General features: G+C 68.0%; 2 protein-coding genes. Both read right to left on the reverse strand.

Going from position 1 to position 1,758, the window contains the following annotated elements; all coding sequences use genetic code 11:
* Window positions 1-392 (reverse strand): ATP-binding protein (locus tag QHF85_RS49665; protein ID WP_281334573.1); only part of this gene is annotated, 392 nt, incomplete at its 3' end.
* Window positions 389-1,627, reverse strand: coding sequence for an IS21 family transposase (istA, locus tag QHF85_RS49670; protein ID WP_281334574.1), 1,239 nt, complete (start codon window positions 1,625-1,627; stop codon window positions 389-391). The genes QHF85_RS49665 and istA, both read right to left, overlap by 4 nt.
* Window positions 1,628-1,758 lie beyond the last annotated feature (131 nt).

The raw sequence follows: 1,758 nt of genomic DNA on the forward strand, positions 1-1,758 counted from the left end.
CCCGCTTCCACGACGGCCCTCCCGAGCGCGATCGCCAAATGCGTCTTGCCGACCCCTGGCGGCCCGAAGATCAGCACGTTTTCCGCCTGCGCGATGAAGCGTCCCGTGGCCAGCTCTCGCACCAGCTTGTTGTCCACCGAGGGCTGGAACTTGAAGTCGAAGTCATCCAGCGTCTTCACCGTGGGGAAGTGGGCAATCTGGATCCCCATCGCAATGCGCTTTCGCTGCTTCGACCCCACCTCCTCGCGCAGCACAGTGTCGAGGAAATCGAGGTACGTCGGCTCTGTACGAGCAGCCTCGGTCAGGAGCGCATCAAGCCGCTCGGCGACGTAGCCGAGGCGCAGCCGGGTTAGGCTTTCGAGCACACGCGCGTGCACGAGGTCGGGGCTCACGAGGCCACCTCCTCGAGCGCAGCCGCGTAGTCGGACAGGCGGCGCCCCAGGGCTTCCAGCGGGCTCGGGGGCGGCGTGGAGGCCAAGGGCGCGGGCTGTACGCGCCATAGGCCCTCGTAGTGGGCCTTCTCGATGACGCGCGCGTACGGCTCGAAGGACCGCTCGTGCCGCGCGACGAGCTCGGCGCCGCGGTAGATGCGCACTTCATGCTCGCCGAGCGCGACCTCGACGTTATCGCGCACGAGCCGATGCGGGACGCTGTAACGGACCGTATCGACGTCCACGAGCGCGTCATTGGCGACGCGTCTGCGCAGGCGCTGCTCGCGCACGGGCACGGGGCGCGCAGGCAACGGGCGCAAGGCGTGCCGCTCGTCGCGCTCGAAGCGCACGATGGGCGGCTCGTGCGTCGTGCCGTGGATACGCTGGTCGGCCTCGACCATCCAGGCCGCGAGGTGCGCCTCGAGCGCCTCGAACGAGTCGAACTCGCGCTCGGCGAGGCCATTGCGCTTGACGTACTTCACTGCGGACTCGGTCTTGCCCTTCGTGCGCGCCCGGTAGGGCCCACAGGCGCGCGGGAGGACGCCCCAGTCGCGGCAGAAAGCCACGTACGCCGGGTGAAACGTCACCGTGCTCGTCTCGCGGTCGCGGCCGGCGACCAGGGCGCGGGCATTGTCACCGAGCAGCGTGCGCGGCACCCCGCCGAAGTGGCGGAAGGCCGCGGCGATCCCCTCGCGCCAATCATCTTGTCGCTCGCTGAGAAATGCCTTGACAAACAGACGTCGAGAATGGCACAGGACCGCTACGAGCAGGTGTACTCGTGTCGGTTTGCCGCCGATGCGGACCACCTTTTGACCAAAGTCGATCTGCATCTGCTGGCCCGGGTCCGTCTCGAAGCGCACGCTGGCCGCATCCGCGGCGAACTGCTCGCGTCGCTGGTCGGCCACGGCGCGCTGGACCGTGCGCACACTGGCCTCGACGCCGCGCTGCCGTAGCTCACGCGCGACGACGACGGCATTGCCGCCGGCGAGACTCGTGTAGAGTTGCCGGGCCTCGGCTCGACCATCGTCGTCGAGTCGGCGTCGGCCCGGACGAACCTGAACCTCCGCCTCGGGTCCAGCCCGCAGGTAACGTCGCACCGTGTTACGGGCAACCTCGAGCTCTCGCGCGATCCGCTTGGCTCCCCAGCCACGAGCGGCCAGATCGCGGATCTGCCGGATGATCTCCGGCTCCACCATGTCCTGCACCTCCGCTACCAGAGGTGTCTTCTCCCAGAGTTTGTCCAACATCCCCGTCTCCTCCTCCACCGAGCCCTGGGAGGGGGTCAGTTTTAGTGTCGCCAGGGGGTCAGTTTTACTGACGCTCTACA

It is taken from the genome of Polyangium sp. 6x1, from assembly GCF_029946515.1.
In the GTDB taxonomy this organism is placed as follows: domain Bacteria; phylum Myxococcota_A; class Polyangia; order Polyangiales; family Polyangiaceae; genus Polyangium.

Excerpts from the sequence above, each read along its gene's own strand:
- istA (WP_281334574.1), bottom strand. The coding sequence starts at position 1,627 with ATGGTGGAGCCGGAGATCATCCGGCAGATCCGCGATCTGGCCGCTCGT.